The following is a 23,253-nucleotide window of genomic DNA, read 5'->3' on the forward strand; positions in this document are numbered from 1 at the left end:
TGATATTAGAGTTACTGAATGTCTTTCAAAATGGAAAATAATACTCAATGAAAATCAAAGAGCAAACTAGGAAGCTAGCCGCAGACTGTACTTGAGTACGGTAAGGTGACGCTGACGTGGTTTGAATTTGATTTTCGAAGAGTATAAGAATAAATTTTCAGGATTTTCCAATATTTTACTGTAAATACACTTGACTATTCAGAGAATAGGTGTATAATGTGTTGTGAACTACTTAACAAATAAGGATTTCCAACTCATGTCGACTAAGGATGGAAATCTTGTGTATAGACAGTTCAGTAGATATATAATAGAGCGTTGCGTCCGAAAGTCTATCCAGACACGGCTCTTTAAAAACAAAAGGAGAAAATATGACGACTTATTTGCAAACAAAACTCAAGAATATCAAAATTACTCTTGGTGAAATGTCTGGTGGCTACCGCCGTATGGTTGCTGCTATGGCTGATTTGGGATTTTCAGGAACCATGAAGGCTATCTGGAATGACCTCTTTGCCCATCGTAGTTTTGCTCAGTGGCTTTACCTGCTGGTTTTAGGAAGTTTTCCAATCTGGCTGGAGTTGATTTATGAACACCGCATTGTTGACTGGGTTGGGATGATTTGTAGCTTGACAGGGATTATCTGTGTTATCTTTGTATCGGAAGGTCGAGCAAGTAATTACCTTTTTGGTTTGATTAACTCTGTTATTTACCTTATCTTGGCTTTGCAGAAAGGCTTTTATGGTGAGGTGCTAACGACACTCTACTTCACGGCCATGCAGCCAATTGGACTTCTAGTTTGGATCTACCAGGCACAGTTTAAAAAGGAAAAGCAGGAGTTTGTCGCGCGTAAACTGGACGGTAAGGGTTGGACCAAGTATCTTTCTATTAGTGTTTTCTGGTGGTTGGTATTTGGGTTCATTTATCAGTCTATCGGAGCCAATCGTCCTTATCGCGATTCCATCACCGATGCGACCAACGGGGTGGGGCAAATCCTCATGACAGCTGTTTACCGTGAACAATGGATATTCTGGGCAGCTACCAATGTCTTTTCTATCTATCTCTGGTGGGGAGAAAGCCTGCAAATCCAAGGGAAATACCTGATTTACTTGATCAATAGTCTAGTTGGTTGGTATCAGTGGAGCAAGGCCGCAAAGAGTGCTTAAAAAGTAAAAAAGGATCATCTGATCCTTTTTTGTGTTAGAGCAAAATGAATAATACCGTAATGATAATAGCGCTCGTTATACGAACGATGTGGTGCGATATATGTTGGTGTTCTTTCTGTTGCCCGTTCCAGTAGGCTCCATAGCAGACGATACTTGAGCCCACAATCCATAGAAGAATGGTTGCAAGTGGGACGAAGTAAAAGATAGCTAGAGCCAGAGAGGTGAGGCAACTGCCAACCAAAATGCATTTATTTCCTAGACTGTAGTTCTTTTGTTTCATGGCTGAAAAAGCAGCAGCAAGGTGAAGCAATGAGAAGGCGAGAGCTAGTACAATTGTTAGTATTCCTAGAATCATCGAAGTTAACATAGTTGGTTCCTTTCTGAGTTACAGGCTTAGTTATCAAGTGGAGTTGTAGAGGTCATCTCCATTACATCAAGGTAAAATCTCACCACTTGGTCTTCGGTATAAGATTTTCCTTTTTTTAGCCACCAAGTTAGGGTCTCGATAAAGTTCGTCACAACAAAATGCTGGAGGTAGGAGGCCGGAATGTTTGGATAGGCCTCTTGCAAGTCACCCGCCACCATGGGATAAACGTGGTGTTCGAGTTCCTTGTGTAGTTGGCGGAGGAAGTAGTCGTTTTTAGAAAAAAGGAGACTGGTGACATGGTCCTGGTTTTTCTGAAAATGTAAAAAGATATGTGCGAGGTAGTCCTCGGTAGTAAAGTGTCCTTCCCTTTCAAAGAGATGATGAAAGAGGTAGCGACAGAGCTCATCTAAAAGGAGTTCCTTGCTTTCATAGTGACAGTAAAAAGTAGAACGTCCAACATCTGCTAGGTCAATGATATCCTGAACAGTAGTGGCATCATAGCCCTTGTCGTTCAAAAGTTGTAAAAAAGCTTGATAGATGGCTTTTTTCGTCTTGCTGACTCGACGGTCTCTTTTTGGCATATAGACACTTGAGACAAACTGTTCAGAACTGAATAGGACTGACAGTTTGCTTCTATCCTTTCTTTGAATTTTATTAGATAATACAAATGAAAGAAGTATGTATATACCCATTATACCAAAGGAGGGAGAGAAATGAGTTCTAAAACATCTATCTGGTTAGCTTTTTTCTTAAATTTAAGCTATGCGATTGTTGAGTTTATCGCAGGAGGAATCTTTGGTTCGAGTGCTGTTCTTGCTGATTCTGTTCATGACCTGGGAGATGCTATAGCCATTGGCATCTCAGCCCTTTTAGAAACAATTTCAAACCGTGAAGAAGATAGACAGTACACCTTGGGTTACAAACGTTTTAGTCTTTTAGGAGCCATGCTAACGTCTGTGATTCTTATGATAGGGTCTGTCCTAGTGATTTTGGAAAATATCACGAAGATTGCTCATCCGCAACCCGTTAATGAGAATGGCATCCTCTGGCTGGGAATCATTGCAGTAGCTATCAATGTACTAGCAAGTCTGGTAGTTCGTAAAGGAAAGACAAAGAACGAGTCAATTCTTAGCTTGCATTTTTTGGAAGACACTCTTGGTTGGTTGGCCGTCATCCTAATGGCGATTATCCTCCGATTTACAGATTGGTATATCCTTGATCCGCTTTTATCGCTGGTTATTTCCATCTTTATTCTGTCGAAAGCCATTCCTCGCTTTTGGAGCGCACTGAAGATTTTCCTAGATGCTGTGCCAGAAGGAGTCGAGACCAGTGATTTGGAGAAGGATTTAGAGGCTCTACCCAATGTCAAAAGTGTCAATCAACTTAGCATTTGGTCCATGGACGGTCTAGAGAACAATGCTATTGTCCACATTTGTATCAAGGACTGGGAACAGATGATGGAAACCAAAGAAGTGGTGCGTCAATGTTTAGAAGAAAGAGGCGTGCAGAATATCACTATTGAAGTAGATATCAGTCAAAGCAATCATGCGCAACATAGGCGGAGGGTGAGAGAGTTAGAGCAGAAGCAGGGGCATCATTAGTAAAAAGTAAAGAATGATTAAGCCCCTATGTTATTTGAAATAGAGTATTTTCTTTCCTGTTTAAATATCTTAAAAGTTTGATCCTATAAGGCTCTGTATAAACTTTACTTAGTTGTTTGGTAATTAAAAAAATTTTTCTATTAGATGCAAAATGTTTGACTTGGAGTCAACTCAAAGTTGTATAATAAGATGAATGAGTTATAGTTGCTTAAATTCAGTGAAGGAAATGAAAGGAGGCTAGTATATGAATATTAAATCTGCCAGCGACTTATTGGGAATTTCAGCGGATACGATTCGGTATTATGAGCGAGTTGGTCTTGTGCCACCGATTACTCGAACCGCGACTGGAATTCGTGACTTTCAAGATCAGGATATAGAAGCTCTGGAATTTATTAAGTGTTTTCGTTCGGCGGGTGTCTCTGTAGACAGTTTAGTTGACTATATGTCGCTTTACCAAAAGGGGGATGAAACGAGAGAGGAAAGGCTTGGTATTTTAGAAGACGAAAAGAAAAAATTAGAGAAGCGCTTGTCTCATTTACAGACGGCTTTAAATCGCTTAAATCACAAAATTAAACTTTACAAGGAAGGAAAATTTTAAATGAAATCAGCAGTATATACAAAGGCAGGTCAGGTTGGTCTTGCTAGTATTGAACGTCCGCAAATAATAGAAGCGGATGATGTGATTATTCGTGTAGTTCGTGCGTGCGTTTGTGGTTCAGATTTATGGAGGTACCGTAATCCAGAAACGAAAGCTGGACACAAAAATAGTGGACACGAAGCGATTGGGATTGTCGAAGAAACTGGGGAAGCCATTATGACGGTGAAACCAGGTGATTTTGTCATTGTCCCTTTTACCCATGGCTGTGGGGAGTGTGATGCCTGTCTTGCTGGCTTTGACGGTTCTTGCGACAATCATGTTGGTAATAACTTGGGAGGCGATTTTCAGGCGGAATATATTCGTTTTCACTATGCAAACTGGGCGCTGGTTAAAATCCCTGGACAACCTTCTGACTACACAGAAGGTATGCTCAAGTCACTTTTGACACTGGCTGATGTCATGCCGACCGGTTACCATGCAGCGCGTGTTGCTAATGTTCAAAAAGGGGATAAGGTTGTCGTTATCGGGGATGGGGCTGTTGGCCAATGTGCTGTTATTTCAGCTAAGATGCGTGGAGCGTCGCAGATTGTCCTTATGAGTCGTCATGAAGATCGCCAAAAGATGGCCTTGGAATCAGGTGCGACAGCTGTTGTGGCTGAACGTGGCGAAGAGGGAATTGCCAAAGTCCGTGAAATCCTTGGTGGTGGAGCAGATGCAGCCCTTGAATGTGTTGGGACTGAAGCAGCCGTAGATCAAGCCCTTGGGGTTCTTCACAATGGTGGACGTTTAGGATTCGTTGGTGTTCCTCATTACAATAACTGTGCGCTCGGTTCTACATTTGCCCAAAATATTTCAGTGGCAGGTGGAGCAGCCTCAGTTACTACTTATGACAAACAAGTTTTGTTAAAAGCGGTTCTTGATGGAGACATCAATCCAGGTCGCGTCTTTACTTCAAGTTATAAACTGGAAGATATCGACCAGGCTTATAAAGATATGGATGAACGCAAGACCATTAAGTCTATGATTGTGATGGATTAACAATGAAAATCCTAATGGAGAATTGAGACTCTCTATTAGGATTTTTTGCGTTGGTATATTTGTTGAGTTATGGCAGCGTACTTTCTCTCAAAGTCAGTCTGGTTCCCAGCATAGTCAGGCTAGGAATTTTCCGACCATGGAGAACTTCCTTATTAAGAATATCCATACCTGCTCGGCCCATTTCCTCGGTATAGACAGTGATACTGGAGAGGGGAGGATAGACCTGCTTGGTCAGGCTAGTGTCGTTAAAAGAAATGAGACTGACGCGGTCTGGTAGGCTAATTCCAGCTTCTTGAAGGGCACGGAGGGCGCCGATGGCTAAACTATCGCTAGCAGCGAAAAAGGCTGGTGGGAGTTGTTCTCCTAGCTTGTGAATGGCCTCCTTCATCAAGTCATAGCCAGACTGGGCAGTAAAGCTCCCCTGAAAGACCAGTTCTTCATGGTAGATACCATTTGCTTGGGTAATGTCTTTGAAATTCTCTAGCCGCTTATCCTGGATAATTTCTTCCTGGTCGGTTGTTTCCTCAAGGCCTGTGAGAATTCCGATACGGTTCATCCCTTGACTGAGGAAATGGTCTACAACTTGTTTCACAGCAGTGTAAAAGTCAGTAATAATACAGGTATGACCTAGTGAGAGGGTGTCGCTGTCTATAAAGACTAAAGGTTTTTGGTATTCTTCAAAGGCAGCAATCTGAGATCGGCTAAATTTTCCGATGCAGAGAATGCCAATCACTTCCTCGCTCAGTGTAAAAGGATGGTCATTAAAATAGCGCAAGATATCATAGTCCAACTCTTGGGCTCTTTTTTCAATACCGAGACGAATCTGGTAGTAGTAGAGGTCGTCCAACTCCCCTTGTTCGCTGACCCATTGGATAATGGCAATTTTTTGTTTGGGTTTGTGGGATTCGCCTGTCTTGAGGTGCTTGGTATAGCCCAGCTCTTCCGCGACGGTTAATATACGGTGTCTGGTTTCTTCTGTAACAGATAGACTCTGGTCGCGATTGAGGACACGAGATACGGTCGCAATAGAGACAGAGGCTAGCTGTGCGATGTCTTTTAAGGTAGCCATAAATCCTCCTCCTTTTAGGTTAGTATATCATATTTTTCTTCTTTTTACCGATAGTTTAGTAAAAGTTTAGTAAAAAGGATTGACCTTGGTAAATCCCTTGGATACAATAGAAGAAAACGATTACACGTTAAGGTGACTTAACGGATAGTCAAAGGAGAATTTATATGACACAAGATCTTACTACTGAAGCCCTTCGCAAAGACTTTCTTGCCGTTTTTGGTCAAGAAGCAGACCAAACCTTCTTTTCACCTGGCCGCATCAATCTAATTGGTGAACACACGGACTACAATGGCGGTCACGTTTTTCCTGCTGCGATTTCCTTGGGAACTTATGGGGCGGCTCGCAAGCGTGACGATCAAGTTTTGCGTTTCTACTCAGCCAACTTTGAGGACAAGGGCATTATCGAAGTGCCTCTTGCTGACCTCAAATTTGAAAAAGAGCATAACTGGACCAATTATCCAAAAGGTGTCCTTCATTTCTTGCAAGAAGCTGGACATGTCATTGACAAAGGTTTTGATTTTTATGTCTTTGGGAATATCCCAAATGGTGCTGGCTTGTCTTCATCAGCATCCTTGGAACTCTTGACAGGGGTTGTGGCAGAGCATCTCTTTGATTTAAAACTAGACCGTTTGGATTTGGTTAAAATTGGAAAACAAACAGAAAACAACTTTATCGGAGTCAACTCTGGTATCATGGACCAGTTTGCTATCGGTATGGGTGCAGACCAACGTGCTATTTACCTAGATACCAACACTCTAGAATACGACTTGGTGCCACTTGATTTAAAAGACAATGTCGTTGTTATCATGAACACCAACAAACGCCGTGAACTAGCGGACTCTAAATACAATGAGCGCCGTGCCGAGTGTGAAAAAGCTGTGGAAGAATTGCAAGTTGCCTTGGATATTCAGACCTTGGGTGAATTGGATGAGTGGGCCTTTGACCAATACAGCTACCTGATTAAAGACGAAAATCGTTTGAAACGAGCTCGCCATGCTGTGCTTGAAAACCAACGTACCCTTAAAGCTCAAGCAGCCCTTCAAGCAGGTGATTTGGAAACATTTGGTCGCTTGATGAATGCGTCACACGTTTCTCTTGAGTATGATTATGAAGTAACTGGCTTGGAATTGGATACCCTTGTCCACACAGCTTGGGATCAAGAAGGTGTTCTCGGTGCTCGTATGACAGGAGCAGGTTTTGGTGGCTGTGCCATTGCTTTGGTGCAAAAAGATGCTGTTGAGGCCTTTAAAGCAGCTGTTGGCAAGCACTATGAGGAAGTAGTTGGATACGCTCCAAGCTTCTATATCGCTGAAGTTGCAGGTGGCACTCGCGTCCTTGATTAGTCAAAAGGAGGCTCTATAGTGACCTTAGTAGATAAATTTATAACACATATCATTTCTGAAAGTTCATTTGAGGAAATGGATCGAATCTACTTGACCAATCGTGTTTTGGTTCGAGTGGGAGAAGGTGCTTTGGAAGTTGAGACTGATCTGGATGAGTTGATTGACCTCAAGGACCAGCTGGTCGAGGAGGCGGTTCGATTAGAGACGATTGAGGATAGTCAGACTGCACGTGAAATCCTAGGTGCTGAACTGATGGACTTGGTAACCCCTTGTCCAAGTCAGGTCAATCGTGATTTCTGGGCAACTTATGCCCAATCTCCTGAGCAGGCGATAGGGGATTTTTACCAGCTCAGCCAGAAAAACGACTACATCAAGCTCAAGGCCATTGCTAAAAATATTGCTTATCGTGTAGCATCTGACTACGGAGAACTTGAGATTACCATCAACCTCTCTAAGCCTGAAAAGGATCCAAAGGAGATTGCGGCAGCCAAGTTGGTGCAAGCTAGCAATTATCCCCAGTGTCAGCTCTGTCTAGAGAACGAAGGCTACCATGGTCGGGTTAACCATCCAGCTCGCAGCAATCACCGCATTATCCGTTTTGAAATGGCGGGTCAGGAGTGGGGCTTCCAGTATTCGCCCTATGCTTATTTTAATGAGCACTGTATTTTCTTAGACGGCCAGCATCGTCCCATGGCCATTAGTCGTCAGAGTTTTGAGCGCCTGCTAGCTATCGTAGAGCAGTTTCCAGGCTATTTTGCGGGCTCTAATGCCGACTTGCCAATCGTGGGGGGCTCTATTCTCACCCATGACCACTATCAGGGAGGTCGTCACGTATTTCCTATGGAATTGGCTCCTTTGCAAAAGACTTTTTGTTTTGCTGGTTTTGAGCAGGTCAAGGCTGGGATTGTCAAGTGGCCAATGTCAGTGCTACGTTTGACTTCGGATTCTAAAGAGGATTTGATCAACTTGGCTGATAAGATATTGCAGGAATGGCGACAGTATTCAGATCCAAGTGTGCAAGTATTGGCAGAAAGTAATGGAACACCACACCATACCATTACACCGATTGCCCGTAAACGAGATGGACAGTTTGAGTTGGACTTGGTCTTGCGTGACAATCAGACATCGCCAGAGCATCCGGATGGTATCTATCATCCCCACAAGGATGTCCAACATATCAAGAAGGAAAATATCGGCTTGATTGAGGTCATGGGCTTGGCTATCTTACCACCTCGTTTGAAAGCAGAAGTGGAGCAAGTTGCAAGCTATCTTGTAGGAGATGATGAAGCAGTTGCAGACTATCATCAGGAATGGGCAGACCAGCTCAAAGCCCAACATCCGGACCTAGCAGATAAAGAAAAAGCCCTTGAAATCGTCAAGGACTCTGTGGGTGCTATCTTTGCACGTGTTCTGGAGGACGCGGGGGTTTACAAGCAGACGGAACAAGGACAGGTAGCCTTTATGCGCTTTGTAGAGCAGATTGGAATTTTGCCAGACTAGGAGCTTTCTCCTTGCACAGTCCTATAAAAAGTAGTATCATAGTGTCGTTTGAACTATCAGGAGGAAACGATGAAAGATTTTCATTTTGACGCTATATCTGCCTTTGAAAATTACGAAATTGAAAAAATGAGAGATGGTCATGTTGTGGTGACGACAAAAGTAGTGGACTCGTCGCTCAACTACTATGGCAATGCCCATGGTGGCTATCTCTTCACCCTTTGTGACCAGATCAGTGGTCTAGTGGTCATCTCGCTAGGGCTTGATGTGGTGACACTCCAGTCCTCTATCAACTACCTCAAGGCTGGAAAACTCGACGATGTGTTGACCATTAAAGGAGAATGTGTCCATCAAGGTCGCACAACCTGTGTCGTGGATGTGGATATTACCAATCAAGAAGGCAGAAATGTCTGCAAAGCCACCTTTACCATGTTTGTCATAGGCCAAAGGTCAGAAGAAAGACAGGTAAGGATATAGATAAACAAAAAAGAGGCTCACACCTCTTTTTCTTATTTCTTTTTCCTGTTTAGTACTGCATTGAGAACAATGGCCAGTAGGCTGGCTACGACGATTCCATTTGAGAAGAACATTTGGAAGGCTGTTGGCATGCTGACAAAGAGATTACTATTGTTTAGTCCGACACCTGCAGCGATGGAGACAGCTGCGATAAGGAAGTTGTGTTCATTGTTAGCAAAATCAACGCGGGCGAGGATTTGCATCCCTTGAAGGGAAACAAAGCCAAACATCACCAGCATGGCCCCTCCAAGAACAGGGCTCGGAATGATTTGGGCGAGGGCACCAAACTTAGGAAGGAGTCCAAGGAGGACTAGGAAACCAGCTGCGTAGTAGATTGGCAGGCGAGTCTTGATACCTGACAATTTAACCAAACCAACGTTTTGTGAAAATCCTGTGTAAGGGAAGGTGTTAAAGATTCCTCCGAGAAGTACGGCCAGACCTTCTGCGCGGTAACCGTTGCGCAGGCGCGTGCTGTTGATTGGGTCATTGGTAATATCAGACAAGGCTAGGTAAACACCAGTGGATTCAACCATAGACACCGTTGCGATGATACACATCATGACAATAGAGGAGATTTCAAAGGTTGGCACCCCAAAGTAGAGGGGAGTTGGGACATGGACAAGCGGTGCTGCTGCAACAGGGGAGAAATCAACCAAGCCCATAGTAGCAGCAATGGCAGTTCCAACAACCAGACCAATCAAAATGGAGATAGACTTGATAAATCCTTTGGTAAAGATGTTGATCAAAAGGATGATCAGAACAGTGATGGCTGCAAGCAAGAGACTTTGACCAGTTGGCTCTGGGACGTTATTTCCCATATTTCCAATAGCGACAGGAATCAGGGTCAATCCAATTGTGGTAATGACAGAGCCTGTTACGATAGATGGGAAGAGATTGGCTACTTTTGAGAAAATGCCTGAAACAAGAACTACGTAAATCCCTGATGCGATAAGGGCACCAAACATAGCACCACTACCATGGCTTTGGCCAATCATAATCAAGGGAGCGACAGATTGGAAGGCAACTCCGAGAACGACTGGTAGTCCAATCCCAAAGTATTTGTTGAGTTGGAGTTGGAGGAAGGTTGCCACCCCACACATGAAGATATCTGTAGAAATCAGGTAGGTCAACTGCTCAGCTGAATAGCCAAGGGCTGTCGCAATCATGATGGGAACCAGGATAGATCCTGAGTACATGGCTAATAAGTGCTGCAAGCCAAGAATGGCTGCTTGCGAGTGTTTTTCTTGTTTTTGCATTAGAGATCTGCCTCCTTAAATACGACCTGACCATTTTCAAAACGATCCAAACGAGCAAGTGATAGGACAGGGTAACCTGCTTTTTCAAGCAAATCACGACCGTCTTGGAAGGATTTTTCAATCACGATACCAATCGCTTCAACTTTTGCTCCAGCTTGTTCGATGATTTGGATCAAGCCTTTGGCAGCTTGTCCATTTGCTAGGAAATCATCGATAATCAAGACCTTGTCCTCTGGTGAGAGGAATTTTCCAGCGATAGAAACGGTGCTGGTCACCTGCTTGGTAAAGGAGTAGACTTGGGCGGTTAAGATGCCTTCGTTCATGGTGATGTTTTTAGCTTTCTTGGCGAAAATCATGGGCACATTCAAGGCTTCCGCTGTAAAAACGGCTGGGGCAATGCCTGACGCTTCAATGGTCACGACCTTGGTAATGCCAGCAGAAGCGAATTTTTCCGCAAAAACCTTACCAATCTCTCGCATCAAGCTAAAGTCAACTTGGTGGGTTAAAAAGGAATCCACCTTGAGGATGTTGTCACCCAAGATATGCCCATCCTCAAGGATGCGCTCTTCTAATAATTTCATAAGACCTCCTAAAGTCTAAAAGATGCTTCATTTGCTTGTCTAGAGTTTCTAGCAAGAAATAGAAAAAGGACCTACTTAATCCCCTAAGTAAGTCCCCAAAATAGGTATGGCCAACACCATACCTTCAGCTGACATACTCATTGTTAGGTGTTCCGGCACCTTGTAGAAACGTCGTGCCAATTCACGACATAAACAAGTAAAATGATATTCAATTTTAAATAGGCTACTGCCAATGTTTTTATTTTACACCAATTAGCTTTATAAATCAAATTTTTTGTTAGTAAATAGATCATAAAAGCGAACGAATAAAAGGCTGCAACGCTATATAGTATTGTAGCCTTTTGTTCTTTTATTCGCTAAATCTTAAAAAATAGCCATCGGGATCCAAGACTGCAAATTCGTGAGGATAGATATAATGATCCCCAACACGAAATGTTCTCTTGGTCAGCGGACGATGGATAGGATAGTCAGCTTCCAGCAGTTTTTGGTGGAGCTGAGGGACATCTTCAATGCCAAAGGAAATATTGACACCGCGCCCGAAAGGATAGGTTAGTTGGGCTAATTCTTCTGTACTGCCTTCTTCTAGCATAAGTTGGCAGTCTTCAAGCGAGAGGAAGAGAAATTTCTCCTCTGGACGCTCGTATTCGACAGAAAATCCCAGCAAGTCGCAGTAGAAGTGGCGTGACTTTTCGAGGTCAGATACTACAAATTCAGGAATGACAGCTTGATAGTCCATTAGCTTTCTCCTTAGAGCTCAATCTCCATGACAATGGGCGTATGGTCTTGACGCGCACCTGAGTCAATCATGTCAGACTTGGTCACCTTGTCAGCCACGCGGTTGCTAGTGAGCCAGTAGTCGATTCTCCAGCCTGTATTGTTGATTTTAGAAGTCTTGCTGCGTTGCGCCCACCAAGTATAACGCTCTGGGACATCACCGTGAATATGGCGGAAGGTATCGGTAAATCCAGTTGCCAAGAGGTTGGTAAATCCAGCACGTTCCTCGTCGGTAAATCCAGGTGAACGGCGATTGCTGGCAGGATTTGCAAGGTCGATTTCCTTGTGAGCTACGTTGTAGTCTCCAGTCGCAAGGACTGGTTTTTCTTTGTCTAGTTGAGCCAAATACTCAGCGTATTTGACGTCCCAGACTTGACGCTCTTCCAAGCGTTTGAGACCATCGCCAGCGTTTGGAGTGTATACTTGGGTCACGAAAAATGTATCAAATTCCAAGGTGATGATGCGGCCTTCCAAGTCCATGGTAGAAGGAGCCCCGATTTCTGGGAAGCTAATCGTTGGTGTGAGTTCTTTCTTATAAAGGAACATGGTTCCAGCGTAGCCTTTGCGAGCAGGTTCTTGAGAGGAACGCCAAGTGTTTTCATAACCTCGGAAGAGTTCTTCAAGTACTTCTAGGTGTTTCTTTGTAGGGCCCTTGGCAGAAAGTTTGGTTTCCTGAATAGCGATAATATCAGCATTTTCAGCGACCAAGGTTTGTAGGACTTCTTGGGACAATTTGGCACGAGCTGAGTCACTAGTTAGGGCAGCGTTTAGGGAATCAATATTCCATGAGATAAGTTTCATAAAGTTACCTTTTTCATTCAGATTATAGATTTTATTATACCAAAAAAAGGTCTATTTCCCCAACGTATGGCTTGAAAAATCACTCTCTTTCGTTTATAATTAAGAATGATTTTATGAAAGGGAGTGAAAATAAATGAAATTTTACTCATATGACTATGTACTTAGCCAAATCAGTCAGCAAAATGGCATCATGATTGGCTTTGGAATTGTTCTCCTAGCTATCACAGGATTTTTTGCTTTTAAAGCCTATCGAGATAAAAAGGGGACTAAGTTTCGGGAATTGGTCATGATTTTGGCCTTGACCTTGGTGGCCATGCTTTTGGTGACAATCTCAAAATACCAGACCAATCAAGCCTCTAACAACCAATTTCAAACTTCCCTTCATTTCATAGAGGTTGTTTCCAAAGACTTGGGGGTGGATAAATCAGAAGTTTATGTCAATACTTCTGCCGACACTGATGGAGCACTTATCAAGGTAGGTTCAAATTTCTATCGTGCCATGAACGGGAGCCAACCAGACAAGTATCTTTTAGAGAAATTAGAATTGCATCAAACAGACGCTATTGAATTGGTGGAGGTAAACAAATGACACTCAATTATATGGAAATTTTAATCAAACTGGCCCTGGGTCTTTTCTCTCTTGTTTTTGTTATTAATGTGACAGGAAAGGGGAATCTAGCACCTAACTATGCTATAGACCAAATTCAGAACTATGTTCTTGGTGGTATCATCGGTGGGGTGATTTACAATAGTTCAATCAGTATTCTGCAGTACGCAGTGATTTTGATGATGTGGACGATTTTGGTCTTGACCCTCAAGTGGCTCAATAACAATGTTCGTTTTGTCAAACGCTTGATTGATGGAAAACCAACTCTCCTTATCAAAAATGGGCAGATTGACCCAGAAGCCTGTCGTTCAGTTGGTTTGTCTGCAGCAGAAGTTGCTCTCAAACTTCGTAGCCAAGGGATTTTCCAGATGAAACAGGTCAAATGCGCTGTGCAGGAGCAAAATGGCCAACTCATCGTGGTCCAAATAGGAGATGAAAATCCTAAGTATCCAGTTGTGACTGACGGTGTGATCCAAGTCGATGTCTTGGAGTCGATTGGTCGTAGCGAAGAGTGGTTGCTTGATAATCTCAGCAAACAAGGACATGACAATGTAGCCAATATCTTTATCGCTGAGTATGACAAGGGTGTCGTCTCAGTCGTAACCTATGAATAAGAAAAACCTGGGGTCTTGGCCTCAGGTTTCAATTTGCAATCAGAAAGGGATTTTATGTCCATTATTCAAAAACTTTGGTGGTTTTTCAAGTTAGAAAAACACCGTTATTTAGTCGGGATTGTGGCCCTGATCTTGGTTTCCGTCCTCAATCTTATTCCCCCTATGGTTATGGGGCGGGTCATCGATGCCATCACATCGGGGAAATTAACCCAGCAGGACCTCCTTTTTGACCTATTTTACTTGCTTCTTGCGGCCTTTGGGATGTACTATCTGCGCTATGTTTGGCGTATGTATATCCTTGGAACTTCCTACCGTTTGGGGCAGATTATGCGATCTCGCTTGTTTGAGCATTTTACAAAAATGTCTCCAGCCTTTTATCAGACCTATCGGACGGGGGACCTGATGGCGCATGCAACCAACGATATCAATGCCTTGACTCGTCTGGCAGGAGGCGGTGTTATGTCTGCCGTGGATGCCTCTATCACGGCTTTAGTGACCTTGCTGACCATGCTCTTTAGCATTTCTTGGCAAATGACTCTGGTTGCCATTTTACCCCTGCCTTTCATGGCTTATGCGACCAGTCGTTTAGGGAGAAAGACTCATAAGGCTTTCGGAGAATCGCAGGCTGCCTTTTCTGAACTCAATAACAAGGTGCAGGAGTCTGTATCAGGTATTAAAGTGACCAAGTCTTTCGGTTATCAGGCGGACGAGTTGAAGTCCTTTCAGGCAGTCAATGAATTGACCTTCCAAAAGAACCTCCAAACCATGAAATACGATAGTCTCTTTGACCCTATGGTTCTCTTATTTGTTGGTTCCTCTTATGTTTTAACGCTTTTGGTAGGCTCCTTGATGGTTCAGAAAGGGCAAATCACGGTTGGGAATCTAGTTACCTTTATCAGCTACTTGGATATGCTGGTTTGGCCTCTTATGGCCATCGGCTTCCTCTTTAATATTACCCAGCGAGGGAAGGTTTCCTACCAGCGGATTGAAGATCTTTTGTCTCAGGAATCACCCGTACAAGCCCCTGAGTTTCCTCTAGACAGTATCGAAAATGGGCGCTTGCAGTATGCCATTGATAGCTTTGCCTTTGAAAATGAGGAAACACTGACAAATGTTCACTTTAGTTTGGAAAAAGGTCAAACGCTGGGCTTGGTTGGGCAAACAGGCTCTGGGAAAACATCTCTAATCAAACTGCTCTTGCGTGAATACGATGTGGACAAGGGTGCAATTTACCTAAACGGTCATAATATTCGTGACTATCGTCTGACAGACCTTCGCAGTCTCATGGGCTATGTTCCTCAGGACCAGTTCCTCTTTGCGACTTCGATTTTAGACAATATCCGCTTTGGCAAACCTAACTTGCCCCTTTCAGCGGTCGAGAAAGCGACTAAGCTAGCTCAAGTTTATCAAGACATTGTAGACATGCCTCAAGGATTTGATACACTGATTGGTGAAAAGGGAGTCAGTCTTTCTGGTGGTCAAAAGCAGCGTCTGGCCATGAGTCGGGCTATGATTTTAGACCCTGATATCTTGATTTTGGATGATTCTTTGTCGGCCGTGGATGCCAAGACGGAGTATGCGATTATTGACAACCTCAAGGAGACGCGGAAGGACAAGACAACCATTATCACAGCCCATCGCCTCAGTGCAGTTGTCCATGCAGATCTAATATTGGTTCTGCAAAATGGTCAAATTATCGAACGGGGCAGGCACGAAGACTTGCTAGCCCTGAATGGCTGGTATGCCCAAACTTACCAGTCTCAGCAATTGGAAATGAAAGGAGAGGAAGATGCAGAATAAGAAAGAACAATGGACTGTATTGAAGCGCTTGATGTCTTATCTCAAGCCCTATGGATTCCTGACCTTTTTGGCACTCAGTTTTCTCCTCGCGACTACGGTCATTAAAAGTGTCATTCCCCTCATGGCTTCCCACTTTATCGACCAGTACCTCAGCAATCTCAACCAACTTGCTGTGACCGTTTTGCTGGTCTACTATGGTCTTTATATCCTACAAACTCTGGTCCAGTATGTCGGCAATCTTCTCTTTGCGAGGGTGTCCTACAGTATTGTCAGAGACATTCGACGTGATGCCTTTGCCAATATGGAGAAGCTGGGCATGTCTTATTTTGACAAGACGCCAGCAGGTTCCATCGTCTCTCGTTTGACCAATGATACCGAGACCATCAGTGATATGTTTTCGGGGATTTTATCCAGCTTTATTTCAGCAGTTTTCATCTTTCTGACAACTCTGTATACCATGTTGGTACTGGATTTTCGTTTGACAGCTTTGGTCTTGCTCTTTCTTCCTTTGATTGTCCTTTTGGTCAATCTCTATCGGAAAAAGTCAGTCAAAATCATCGAGAAAACTAGAAGTCTCTTATCAGAGATCAATAGTAAGCTAGCAGAAAGTATCGAAGGAATCAGGATTATTCAAGTCTTTAATCAAGAGAAGCGCCTGCAGGCAGAATTTGATGAGATCAACCAAGAACACTTGGTCTACGCCAACCGTTCTGTAGCCTTGGATGCTCTCTTTTTGAGACCTGCTATGAGTTTGCTGAAACTCCTAGGCTACGCCGTTTTGATGGCCTACTTTGGTTACCGTGGTCTTTCTATCGGGATAACGGCCGGAACCATGTATGCCTTTATCCAGTACATCAACCGTCTCTTTGATCCCCTGATTGAGGTGACGCAAAACTTTTCAACCCTTCAAACGTCCATGGTATCTGCAGGTCGTGTCTTTGCTTTGATTGATGAGACAACCTATGAGCCTCTTCAAGAAGATGGGAAAGCCAAAGTTCAAGAAGGCAATATTCGTTTTGAACATGTGTGTTTCTCTTATGATGGTAAACATCCGATTCTGGATGACATTTCCTTTTCAGTTAACAAGGGCGAAACCATTGCCTTTGTAGGTCATACAGGTTCCGGGAAATCTTCCATTATCAATGTCCTCATGCGCTTTTATGAATTTCAGTCAGGCCGCGTTCTCTTGGATGATGTGGATATCAGGAACTACAGTCAGGAAGAGCTGAGAAAAAATATCGGTCTGGTCTTGCAGGATCCCTTCCTCTATCATGGGACCATCAAGTCCAATATCGCCATGTACCAAGACATTAGTGATGAAGAAGTCCAGGCTGCGGCTGCCTTTGTTGATGCAGATTCCTTTATTCAGGAGCTTCCGCAGGGTTATGATGCACCTGTGTCTGAGCGTGGTTCGAGCTTTTCTACTGGCCAGCGCCAGCTTCTTGCCTTTGCTAGAACAGTTGCTAGTCAGCCTAAAATCTTGATTTTGGATGAAGCGACAGCCAATATTGACTCTGAAACAGAAAGTTTGGTTCAAGATTCCCTAGCTAAGATGAGACAGGGACGGACGACCATTGCTATTGCTCATCGTCTTTCGACCATCCAAGACGCCAACTGCATTTATGTTTTGGACAAGGGGCGCATCATCGAGAGTGGAACCCATGAGGAACTCTTGGCCTTGGGAGGAACCTATCACAAGATGTATAGTTTGCAGGCAGGGGCTCTTACCTAAAGAAGAATTCCTCTAAATTACAGATTTCTTGCACCGCCTTTTCCATTTTGTGGTATAATGAAAAATGTTGACAAATAGTATAATAAAAACAAAGGAGAAACAGCATGCTGAAATGGGAAGACTTGCCCGTGGAAATGCAATCAAGCGAGGTTGAGTCTTACTACCAGCTTGTCTCTAAAAGGAAGGGTTCGCTGATTTTCAAGCGTTGCCTGGATTGGGTTCTGGCCCTGTTTTTGCTACTTTTGACTTCTCCCGTCTTTCTTATCTTGAGCATTTGGATCAAGTTGGATAGCAAGGGACCTGTCATTTACAAGCAAGAGCGCGTGACCCAGTACAACCGTCCTTTCAAGATTTGGAAGTTCCGAACTATGGTAACGGATGCGGATAAAAAAGGAAGTCTAGTGACTTCTGCTAACGATAGCCGTATTACCAAAGTGGGAAATTTCATTCGCCGTGTGCGTTTGGACGAACTACCTCAACTGGTCAATGTCCTTAAAGGCGAAATGTCTTTTGTCGGTACACGACCTGAGGTGCCACGCTACACGGAGCAGTATAGTCCTGAAATGATGGCGACCTTGCTCTTGCCAGCAGGAATCACCTCTCCAGCTAGTATCAACTACAAGGATGAGGACACCATTATCAGTCAAATGACGGAGAAGGGTCTGTCAGTTGACCAGGCCTATGTCGAACATGTCCTCCCTGAAAAGATGCGCTATAATCTCGCCTATCTCCGAGAATTTAGTTTCCTTGGAGACATCAAAATCATGTTTCAAACCGTGTTTGAGGTACTAAAATAAAATAGTCATGAGAAAATGAGTACAGATAAAAGGAGCAAATCAATGCCAAATTACAATATTCCATTTTCACCACCTGATATTACCGAAGCTGAAATTGCTGAAGTAGCGGATACCCTACGTTCTGGTTGGATCACAACAGGTCCTAAGACAAAAGAACTGGAGCGTCGCTTGTCCCAATACACACAGACACCTAAGACTGTCTGCCTCAACTCTGCGACAGCCGCTCTTGAGTTGATTTTACGTGTTTTGGAAGTGGGACCTGGAGATGAAGTCATTGTTCCAGCCATGACCTATACAGCTTCATGTAGTGTCATCACACACGTAGGAGCGACACCTGTCATGGTGGATATTCAAGCAGATACGTTTGAGATGGACTATGACTTGCTTGAGCAAGCCATCACTGAAAAGACTAAGGTGATCATCCCAGTAGACCTTGCAGGGATTGTTTGCAACTATGATCGTTTGTTCCAAATTGTGGAGAAGAAACGCGATCTCTTTACTGCTTCAAGTAAATGGCAAAAGGTCTTTAACCGTATTGTGCTTGTCTCTGATAGTGCCCATGCTTTGGGATCTACTTACAAAGGACACCCTGCTGGCTCTATCGCTGACTTTACTTCCTTCTCATTCCATGCCGTTAAAAACTTTACAACGGCTGAGGGAGGAAGTGCGACTTGGAAGGCCAATCCGGCGATTGACGACGAAGAAATGTACAAGGAATTTCAAATCCTTTCCCTTCATGGTCAAACTAAGGATGCTCTTGCTAAGATGCAATTGGGTTCATGGGAGTACGATATCGTAACACCTGCCTACAAGTGCAATATGACGGATATCATGGCTTCGATTGGTTTGGTACAATTGGATCGTTACCCTGGTTTGTTGCAACGTCGTAAGGATATCGTGGACCGCTATGATCGTGGTTTCGCGGGTACTCGTATTCACCCATTGGCACACAAGACTGATACTGTCGAATCTTGTCGTCACCTCTACATCACCCATGTAGAAGGAGCAAGCTTAGAAGAACGCAACCTCATCATCCAAGAATTGGCTAAAGCAGGAATTGCAAGTAACGTACATTACAAACCACTTCCTCTCTTGACAGCCTATAAGAATCTTGGCTTTGATATGGCAGATTATCCAAGAGCCTATGCCTTCTTTGAAAATGAAATTACACTTCCTCTTCATACAAAATTAAGCAATGAAGAAGTTGATTACATCGTTAAGACTTTAGTGAGAATTTCCGAAGAAATCCTCGGTTCAGGAAAAAAATCATAAAAAATCTTGACAAAGATAGAACAATAACATATAATATTCTCAATAAATCAGAAAAGTAGTTATTTTTGATCTTCAGGGAGCCTGTGGTGATTGTGAACAGGTGGTTGGAAGTAGTGAAAGTGGGCTGATTTTAAAAATGAATTTGAAACAATGAAAGTTCGGTGCGCACACCTTACAGTGCAACTTGTTGTTAGACAAGGCAGAGGTATAAAGGGGGATAGTCCTTTTATAATTGAGGTGGCACCGCGTTACCAACGCCCTCACACGGAAGTAGATTCTGTGTGTGGGCTTTTTTCTTTCGGTCATTTTGTTTATCTTTTATTAGGGCCTTAAGTCGCTTTGATGAACTTGAGTTCTATCTGCAGCTCCTTGCCTACTACTAAAAGCAAACAAAAAGCCGAATTCATACAGAAAGAAGGAAATTTTTATGACAACTAAAGGTTATTTTGGACAATTTGGTGGTAGTTTTGTACCGGAGCCGATTCAGGCTTTGTTGGATGAGTTAGAAGTGACATTTGATAAATACAAGGATGATCCAGAATTTTTGGCAGAATTTCGCCATTACTTAAAGGATTATTCTGGTCGCGAAACACCGCTTTATTTTGCGGAAAGTTTAACAGACCACCTAGGTGGAGCTAAGATTTATCTCAAGCGCGAAGACCTTAATCACCTTGGTTCTCACAAGCTTAACAATGTTTTAGGGCAAATTCTTCTTGCCAAACGTATGGGCAAGAAACGAGTGATCGCGGAAACAGGAGCTGGTCAGCACGGTGTTGCGACAGCAGCAGCTGCAGCCAAGTTTGGTATGGCCTGTGATGTCTACATGGGGGCAGAAGACGTGGAACGCCAACGTCTCAATGTTTTCCGTATGGAGATGATGGGAGCAACTGTTCACTCAGTTGAAACGGGGACACGAACTCTGAAGGATGCGGTTGATGCAGCCTTTGGAGCATGGATGAATGACCTTGAAGCCTTCTACGTTTTAGGATCTGCTGTAGGGCCTCACCCTTATCCTACCATTGTCCACGAGTTTCAAAAGGTCATCAGTGAAGAATCTCGCCGTCAAATCTTAGAAAAAGAAGGCCGTTTACCAGACTACGTTATTGCCTGTGTAGGTGGTGGTTCTAATGCCATCGGTGCTTTTTCACAGTATGTAGCTGATGAAGAAGTCAAATTGGTTGGGGTCGAAGCTGCCGGTCACGGACTTGATACAGACAAGCACGCAGCCACTATGACAAAAGGTAGTGTCGGAATTGTCGACGGTATGAAGACTTATGCAGTCTTTAAGGAAGATGGAGAGCTGGCGCCAGTTTACTCTATCTCAGCTGGTTTGGACTATCCAGGGGTTGGTCCAGAACACGCCTACTTTAAAGATTCAGGTCGCGTGGAATATGTGGCAGCGACAGACGAAGAAGCTGTTCAAGCCTTGCTTTTATTAAGCAAGACTGAAGGGATTATCCCAGCGATTGAAAGTTCGCACGCCATCGCAGAAGCGGTTAAACGTGCACCGAAACTAAGTAAGGATGAGATTATCATCATCAATGTCTCTGGTCGTGGAGACAAGGACGTAGCTGCCATTGCAGACTACCTAGAAGCTAAAAAATAAAAGATGGAAAAATTACAGTCTTTTCTTTCCCAGAGAGCTTGTGGTTGCTGGAAACAAGCAGAGAAAGCTGTAAGGTTGGGTCCATCTGAAACGAGAGAAGAAAACATAATTCTCAAGGGAGTGCCCTTTATCGCACAGCCTGTTACAGGAGCTTTCTGAGACAGGAATGAGAGATAGGAGAAATCCTATAATTGAGGTGGCACCGCGAATTTCGTCCTCACGCAAGTTATTTTGCGTGGGGATTTTTCATACAATCGCCACAGACTAGAAATAGAACTGAAAGGAAAATTACAATGGAACGAATCATTCATGGAGATGTTTTATCACCAATCTTGGCTTATATGCGCCTAAAGGGGCAACACAAGGTGATCTTAGAGAGTATTCCGAGAGACAAGGAAACCGCTCGTTTTTCTATCCTAGCCTATAATCCTGTTTTTGAGATTCAGTTTGAAAATGGAGTCCTTTATCAAAATGGGCAAATGATTGATCGGGATCCCTTGGATTTCCTTTATGAAGTGACTCATAAGAGCCAGCACCATTCAGACCTACCTTTTGGTGGGGGAGCCATTGGCTTTGTGGGTTATGATATGATTTCTCTATATGAAGAAATTGGACAAATCCCTCAAGATACCATTGGGACTCCAGACATGCATTTCTTTGTCTATGAGAGCTATATGGTCTTTGACCACAAGAAGGAAAAAATCCATGTCATCGAGGATGCTCTCTATAGTGATCGCAGTCAAGAAGATTTGGAAGAAGCCTTGAAGCAAGTGCTGGAGGAATTACGCATTCTTGCTCCAAATGAATTTGAAGATTTGGATCTATCTCCGCTGGACTTCAAACCCCATATCGTTCCTCAGAAGTTTGAGCAAATGGTAGAAACCGCCCGTGACTTGATTCGTAATGGCGATATGTTCCAATGCGTGCTCAGTCAGCGCTTCTCAGCGGAAGTCACTGGAAATCCATTTGACTTTTACAGAAATCTCCGCGTGACCAATCCTTCTAATTACCTCTATTTCTATGACTTTGGTGATTATCAAATCATCGGTGCCAGTCCTGAAAGTTTGGTTTCTGTCAAAAATGGCATCGTAACAACCAATCCGATTGCCGGTACACGACCAAGAGGAGCAACGGATGAAGAGGACAAGGCCTTGGCGACAGACCTGCTTTCTGATGAGAAGGAAACAGCAGAACATCGAATGTTGGTGGACTTGGGTCGTAACGATATTGGCCGTATCTCTGAAACATCCAGTGTCCAAGTTACCAAGTATATGGAAGTGGAGTTTTTCCGCTATGTTATGCATTTGACCAGTGTTGTGAAAGGGCGTTTGCTTCCCGAACTCACTGCCATGGATGCCTTGAAAGCTACACTTCCAGCTGGAACAGTTTCAGGAGCACCAAAGATTCGAGCAATGAGACGTATCTATGAACTGGAAACAGAAAAACGGGGCCTATACGCAGGAGCAATCGGCTACTTGTCTGCGACGGGTGATATGGATTTGGCTATTGCCATCCGAACTATGATTCTTAAAAATCAAACAGCCTATGTGCAGGCTGGGGCAGGAATTGTCTACGACTCCATCGCCCAAAACGAATACCAAGAAACCATTAACAAAGCAAAATCTATGACTAGAATTGGAGAACTAAGACCATGATTTTATTGATTGACAACTATGATTCCTTTACCTATAACTTGGCGCAGTACATTGGGAATTTTGCAGAAGTGCAGGTCTTGAGAAATGATGATCCCAAGCTTTATGAAGAAGCTGAAAAAGCAGATGGTCTGGTTTTTTCTCCTGGTCCAGGTTGGCCAGTTGATGCTGGAAAGATGGAAGACATGATTCGTGACTTTGCTGGCAAGAAGCCGATTCTTGGGATTTGTTTGGGGCATCAAGCCATTGCAGAAGTCTTTGGTGGTAAGCTAGGTTTGGCTCCCAAAGTCATGCATGGGAAACAGAGCCATATCAGCTTTGAAGCACCATCTGTTCTCTATCAAGGCATTGAGGATGGTCGTCCAGTCATGCGTTATCACAGTATTTTAATTGAAGAAATGCCTGAAGACTTTGAAGTGACAGCTCGTTCGACTGATGATCAAGCCATTATGGGAATTCAACACAAAACCCTTCCAATTTACGGCTTCCAGTACCATCCAGAGAGTATCGGAACGCCAGACGGCTTGTCTTCTATTCGGAATTTTATCGAGAAGGTTGTAAAGTGAGGAAAC

23 protein-coding genes, 1 riboswitch and 1 other annotated feature are annotated in these 23,253 nt (G+C 43.6%); of the genes, 16 read left to right on the top strand and 7 right to left on the bottom strand.

The window, feature by feature from the left end; all coding sequences use genetic code 11:
- The first annotated feature begins 368 nt into the window (after nucleotides 1-368).
- Nucleotides 369-1,160 (top strand): nicotinamide riboside transporter PnuC, encoded by a 792-nt coding sequence (gene pnuC / locus DB729_RS03715; protein WP_000214770.1) that lies wholly within the window; start codon nucleotides 369-371, stop codon nucleotides 1,158-1,160.
- 34 nt (nucleotides 1,161-1,194) lie between these two features.
- On the opposite strand, the gene DB729_RS03720 is transcribed toward pnuC, so the two are convergent.
- Both DB729_RS03720 and DB729_RS03725 read right to left on the bottom strand, forming a co-directional pair.
- On the bottom strand, nucleotides 1,195-1,527 hold the full coding sequence (locus tag DB729_RS03720) for a hypothetical protein (protein ID WP_000958142.1): 333 nt from the start codon (nucleotides 1,525-1,527) through the stop codon (nucleotides 1,195-1,197).
- Between the two features lie 26 nt (nucleotides 1,528-1,553).
- Nucleotides 1,554-2,108, bottom strand: a complete 555-nt coding sequence (locus DB729_RS03725; protein WP_001126071.1) for a TetR/AcrR family transcriptional regulator — start codon at nucleotides 2,106-2,108, stop codon at nucleotides 1,554-1,556.
- Between the two features lie 132 nt (nucleotides 2,109-2,240).
- Here DB729_RS03725 and DB729_RS03730 point away from each other — a divergent pair, with 132 nt between their 5' ends.
- From DB729_RS03730 to DB729_RS03740, 3 genes are all read left to right on the top strand, one after another.
- Nucleotides 2,241-3,128 carry a cation diffusion facilitator family transporter gene (locus DB729_RS03730; RefSeq protein ID WP_000095933.1) on the top strand — a complete coding sequence of 296 codons (888 nt, stop codon included), beginning with the start codon at nucleotides 2,241-2,243 and terminating at the stop codon, nucleotides 3,126-3,128.
- A 244-nt stretch (nucleotides 3,129-3,372) separates the two neighbouring features.
- Nucleotides 3,373-3,726: a stress response transcriptional regulator NmlR gene (gene nmlR / locus DB729_RS03735; RefSeq protein ID WP_001022627.1), complete on the top strand. Its 354-nt coding sequence runs from the start codon at nucleotides 3,373-3,375 to the stop codon at nucleotides 3,724-3,726.
- A complete protein-coding gene (locus tag DB729_RS03740; protein ID WP_000833743.1) occupies nucleotides 3,727-4,764 on the top strand; it encodes a zinc-binding dehydrogenase in 1,038 nt (345 codons plus the stop codon).
- A gap of 67 nt (nucleotides 4,765-4,831) precedes the next feature.
- On the opposite strand, the gene galR is transcribed toward DB729_RS03740, so the two are convergent.
- On the bottom strand, nucleotides 4,832-5,833 hold the full coding sequence (galR, locus tag DB729_RS03745; RefSeq protein ID WP_000212534.1) for a DNA-binding transcriptional regulator GalR: 1,002 nt from the start codon (nucleotides 5,831-5,833) through the stop codon (nucleotides 4,832-4,834).
- 164 nt (nucleotides 5,834-5,997) lie between these two features.
- Here galR and DB729_RS03750 point away from each other — a divergent pair, with 164 nt between their 5' ends.
- The 3 genes from DB729_RS03750 to DB729_RS03760 all read left to right on the top strand — a co-directional run bounded on the left by DB729_RS03750 (nucleotide 5,998) and on the right by DB729_RS03760 (nucleotide 9,150).
- Nucleotides 5,998-7,176, top strand: a complete 1,179-nt coding sequence (locus tag DB729_RS03750; protein WP_000189885.1) for a galactokinase — start codon at nucleotides 5,998-6,000, stop codon at nucleotides 7,174-7,176.
- Nucleotides 7,177-7,194: 18 nt separating this feature from the next.
- Nucleotides 7,195-8,676: a UDP-glucose--hexose-1-phosphate uridylyltransferase gene (locus tag DB729_RS03755; protein ID WP_049478416.1), complete on the top strand. Its 1,482-nt coding sequence runs from the start codon at nucleotides 7,195-7,197 to the stop codon at nucleotides 8,674-8,676.
- 69 nt (nucleotides 8,677-8,745) lie between these two features.
- Nucleotides 8,746-9,150, top strand: a complete 405-nt coding sequence (locus DB729_RS03760; protein ID WP_109290207.1) for a PaaI family thioesterase — start codon at nucleotides 8,746-8,748, stop codon at nucleotides 9,148-9,150.
- Nucleotides 9,151-9,182: 32 nt separating this feature from the next.
- On the opposite strand, the gene DB729_RS03765 is transcribed toward DB729_RS03760, so the two are convergent.
- The 4 genes from DB729_RS03765 to DB729_RS03780 all read right to left on the bottom strand — a co-directional run bounded on the left by DB729_RS03765 (nucleotide 9,183) and on the right by DB729_RS03780 (nucleotide 12,601).
- Nucleotides 9,183-10,445 (bottom strand): nucleobase:cation symporter-2 family protein, encoded by a 1,263-nt coding sequence (locus DB729_RS03765; RefSeq protein ID WP_049479041.1) that lies wholly within the window; start codon nucleotides 10,443-10,445, stop codon nucleotides 9,183-9,185.
- Entirely contained in the window at nucleotides 10,445-11,026 is a 582-nt protein-coding gene (locus DB729_RS03770; protein WP_000770385.1) for a xanthine phosphoribosyltransferase, read from the bottom strand. The genes DB729_RS03765 and DB729_RS03770 overlap by 1 nt, the downstream gene beginning before the upstream one ends.
- 120 nt (nucleotides 11,027-11,146) lie before the next feature.
- A riboswitch (purine riboswitch) is annotated at nucleotides 11,147-11,242 on the bottom strand.
- A gap of 133 nt (nucleotides 11,243-11,375) precedes the next feature.
- The gene (locus DB729_RS03775) at nucleotides 11,376-11,762 is read right to left on the bottom strand and encodes a bleomycin resistance protein (protein ID WP_061452820.1); all 387 of its coding nucleotides are present in this window, start codon (nucleotides 11,760-11,762) and stop codon (nucleotides 11,376-11,378) included.
- Nucleotides 11,763-11,773: 11 nt separating this feature from the next.
- Nucleotides 11,774-12,601 carry an exodeoxyribonuclease III gene (locus DB729_RS03780; protein WP_109290206.1) on the bottom strand — a complete coding sequence of 276 codons (828 nt, stop codon included), beginning with the start codon at nucleotides 12,599-12,601 and terminating at the stop codon, nucleotides 11,774-11,776.
- 133 nt (nucleotides 12,602-12,734) lie between these two features.
- Here DB729_RS03780 and DB729_RS03785 point away from each other — a divergent pair, with 133 nt between their 5' ends.
- The 9 genes from DB729_RS03785 to DB729_RS03825 all read left to right on the top strand — a co-directional run bounded on the left by DB729_RS03785 (nucleotide 12,735) and on the right by DB729_RS03825 (nucleotide 23,247).
- Nucleotides 12,735-13,190, top strand: a complete 456-nt coding sequence (locus tag DB729_RS03785; protein WP_049501579.1) for a DUF3290 family protein — start codon at nucleotides 12,735-12,737, stop codon at nucleotides 13,188-13,190.
- Nucleotides 13,187-13,822, top strand: a complete 636-nt coding sequence (locus DB729_RS03790) for a DUF421 domain-containing protein (protein ID WP_109290205.1) — start codon at nucleotides 13,187-13,189, stop codon at nucleotides 13,820-13,822. Before DB729_RS03785 ends, DB729_RS03790 begins: the two co-directional genes overlap by 4 nt.
- A gap of 54 nt (nucleotides 13,823-13,876) precedes the next feature.
- Entirely contained in the window at nucleotides 13,877-15,622 is a 1,746-nt protein-coding gene (locus DB729_RS03795; RefSeq protein WP_109290204.1) for an ABC transporter ATP-binding protein, read from the top strand.
- A complete protein-coding gene (locus DB729_RS03800; protein ID WP_109290203.1) occupies nucleotides 15,612-17,354 on the top strand; it encodes an ABC transporter ATP-binding protein in 1,743 nt (580 codons plus the stop codon). The genes DB729_RS03795 and DB729_RS03800 overlap by 11 nt, the downstream gene beginning before the upstream one ends.
- A 104-nt stretch (nucleotides 17,355-17,458) precedes the next feature.
- On the top strand, nucleotides 17,459-18,151 hold the full coding sequence (locus DB729_RS03805; protein WP_000922221.1) for a sugar transferase: 693 nt from the start codon (nucleotides 17,459-17,461) through the stop codon (nucleotides 18,149-18,151).
- 42 nt (nucleotides 18,152-18,193) lie between these two features.
- Nucleotides 18,194-19,423 carry a DegT/DnrJ/EryC1/StrS family aminotransferase gene (locus DB729_RS03810; RefSeq protein WP_061588682.1) on the top strand — a complete coding sequence of 410 codons (1,230 nt, stop codon included), beginning with the start codon at nucleotides 18,194-18,196 and terminating at the stop codon, nucleotides 19,421-19,423.
- A 427-nt stretch (nucleotides 19,424-19,850) separates the two neighbouring features.
- Nucleotides 19,851-21,029, top strand: coding sequence for a tryptophan synthase subunit beta (gene trpB / locus DB729_RS03815; protein WP_109290202.1), 1,179 nt, complete (start codon nucleotides 19,851-19,853; stop codon nucleotides 21,027-21,029).
- Nucleotides 21,026-21,251, top strand: a binding site (T-box leader). Its footprint overlaps the gene before it by 4 nt.
- Nucleotides 21,252-21,322: 71 nt before the next feature.
- Entirely contained in the window at nucleotides 21,323-22,684 is a 1,362-nt protein-coding gene (gene trpE, locus DB729_RS03820) for an anthranilate synthase component I (protein WP_109290201.1), read from the top strand.
- Nucleotides 22,681-23,247: an aminodeoxychorismate/anthranilate synthase component II gene (locus DB729_RS03825; RefSeq protein ID WP_000601898.1), complete on the top strand. Its 567-nt coding sequence runs from the start codon at nucleotides 22,681-22,683 to the stop codon at nucleotides 23,245-23,247. The genes trpE and DB729_RS03825 overlap by 4 nt, the downstream gene beginning before the upstream one ends.
- The last annotated feature ends 6 nt before the right edge of the window (nucleotides 23,248-23,253 follow it).

This window comes from Streptococcus halitosis (assembly GCF_003143695.2).
Lineage (GTDB): Bacteria > Bacillota > Bacilli > Lactobacillales > Streptococcaceae > Streptococcus > Streptococcus halitosis.

Excerpts from the sequence above, each read along its gene's own strand:
- DB729_RS03810 (WP_061588682.1), top strand. The coding sequence starts at position 18,194 with ATGCCAAATTACAATATTCCATTTTCACCACCTGATATTACCGAAGCT.
- DB729_RS03765 (WP_049479041.1), bottom strand. The coding sequence starts at position 10,445 with ATGCAAAAACAAGAAAAACACTCGCAAGCAGCCATTCTTGGCTTGCAG.
- DB729_RS03725 (WP_001126071.1), bottom strand. The coding sequence starts at position 2,108 with ATGCCAAAAAGAGACCGTCGAGTCAGCAAGACGAAAAAAGCCATCTAT.
- galR (WP_000212534.1), bottom strand. The coding sequence starts at position 5,833 with ATGGCTACCTTAAAAGACATCGCACAGCTAGCCTCTGTCTCTATTGCG.
- DB729_RS03805 (WP_000922221.1), top strand. The coding sequence starts at position 17,459 with ATGCTGAAATGGGAAGACTTGCCCGTGGAAATGCAATCAAGCGAGGTT.
- DB729_RS03780 (WP_109290206.1), bottom strand. The coding sequence starts at position 12,601 with ATGAAACTTATCTCATGGAATATTGATTCCCTAAACGCTGCCCTAACT.
- DB729_RS03760 (WP_109290207.1), top strand. The coding sequence starts at position 8,746 with ATGAAAGATTTTCATTTTGACGCTATATCTGCCTTTGAAAATTACGAA.
- DB729_RS03790 (WP_109290205.1), top strand. The coding sequence starts at position 13,187 with ATGACACTCAATTATATGGAAATTTTAATCAAACTGGCCCTGGGTCTT.
- DB729_RS03730 (WP_000095933.1), top strand. The coding sequence starts at position 2,241 with ATGAGTTCTAAAACATCTATCTGGTTAGCTTTTTTCTTAAATTTAAGC.
- DB729_RS03800 (WP_109290203.1), top strand. The coding sequence starts at position 15,612 with ATGCAGAATAAGAAAGAACAATGGACTGTATTGAAGCGCTTGATGTCT.
- trpE (WP_109290201.1), top strand. The coding sequence starts at position 21,323 with ATGGAACGAATCATTCATGGAGATGTTTTATCACCAATCTTGGCTTAT.
- DB729_RS03770 (WP_000770385.1), bottom strand. The coding sequence starts at position 11,026 with ATGAAATTATTAGAAGAGCGCATCCTTGAGGATGGGCATATCTTGGGT.
- DB729_RS03785 (WP_049501579.1), top strand. The coding sequence starts at position 12,735 with ATGAAATTTTACTCATATGACTATGTACTTAGCCAAATCAGTCAGCAA.
- DB729_RS03775 (WP_061452820.1), bottom strand. The coding sequence starts at position 11,762 with ATGGACTATCAAGCTGTCATTCCTGAATTTGTAGTATCTGACCTCGAA.
- DB729_RS03720 (WP_000958142.1), bottom strand. The coding sequence starts at position 1,527 with ATGTTAACTTCGATGATTCTAGGAATACTAACAATTGTACTAGCTCTC.
- DB729_RS03795 (WP_109290204.1), top strand. The coding sequence starts at position 13,877 with ATGTCCATTATTCAAAAACTTTGGTGGTTTTTCAAGTTAGAAAAACAC.
- DB729_RS03825 (WP_000601898.1), top strand. The coding sequence starts at position 22,681 with ATGATTTTATTGATTGACAACTATGATTCCTTTACCTATAACTTGGCG.
- nmlR (WP_001022627.1), top strand. The coding sequence starts at position 3,373 with ATGAATATTAAATCTGCCAGCGACTTATTGGGAATTTCAGCGGATACG.
- pnuC (WP_000214770.1), top strand. The coding sequence starts at position 369 with ATGACGACTTATTTGCAAACAAAACTCAAGAATATCAAAATTACTCTT.
- DB729_RS03750 (WP_000189885.1), top strand. The coding sequence starts at position 5,998 with ATGACACAAGATCTTACTACTGAAGCCCTTCGCAAAGACTTTCTTGCC.
- trpB (WP_109290202.1), top strand. The coding sequence starts at position 19,851 with ATGACAACTAAAGGTTATTTTGGACAATTTGGTGGTAGTTTTGTACCG.
- DB729_RS03740 (WP_000833743.1), top strand. The coding sequence starts at position 3,727 with ATGAAATCAGCAGTATATACAAAGGCAGGTCAGGTTGGTCTTGCTAGT.